Source organism: Mesorhizobium sp. M7A.F.Ca.MR.362.00.0.0 (genome assembly GCF_004023175.1).
Taxonomy (GTDB): Bacteria; Pseudomonadota; Alphaproteobacteria; order Rhizobiales; family Rhizobiaceae; genus Mesorhizobium.
This window is the reverse complement of record NZ_RZTF01000870.1, coordinates 1-657: the sequence shown is the minus strand read 5'-3', so window position 1 is coordinate 657 and position 657 is coordinate 1. Positions and strand designations below refer to the sequence as shown.

Here is a 657-nt window from a genome sequence, read left to right as displayed (position 1 = left end):
GCCGCCGCCAGCCGACTCCTTCTTCGGAGCCTCCGCGATCATGGCTTCGGTGGTGACCAGCAGGCCGGCGACCGAGGCCGCGTCCTGAAGAGCCGTACGGACAACCTTGACCGGATCGACGATACCCATGGCGATCATGTCGCCATACTCGCCGGTCTGGGCGTTGTAGCCGAAGGTCGCGCCCTTGTTCTCAAGGATCTTGCCGGCAACGATCGATGCTTCCGCACCGGCGTTGGCCGCGATCTGGCGGGCCGGAGCCTGCAGCGCACGACGCACGATGTTGATGCCGGCGGCCTGGTCGGCGTTGACGCCGGTGGCCTTGATGTTGGCCGAAGCGCGCAGCAGCGCGACGCCACCACCAGCAACGATGCCTTCTTCGACGGCCGCGCGGGTCGCGTTGAGGGCGTCGTCGACGCGGTCCTTCTTTTCCTTGACTTCGACTTCCGTCGCACCGCCGACGCGGATCACCGCAACGCCGCCGGCGAGCTTCGCCAGACGTTCCTGCAGCTTCTCCTTGTCGTAGTCCGAAGTGGTCTCTTCGATCTGCTGCTTGATCTGGGCGACGCGGCCCTGGATCTCGGCCTTCTTGCCGGCGCCGTCGACGATGGTGGTGTTCTCCTTGGAGATCGACACCTTCTTGGCGCGGCCGAGCATGTT

The 657-nt window shown here is 65.8% G+C and carries 1 protein-coding gene; it reads right to left on the bottom strand.

The window, feature by feature from the left end; all coding sequences use genetic code 11:
* A partial coding sequence (locus tag EOC06_RS38245; RefSeq protein ID WP_281062148.1) for a TCP-1/cpn60 chaperonin family protein occupies window positions 1-657 on the bottom strand: 657 nt, incomplete at both ends.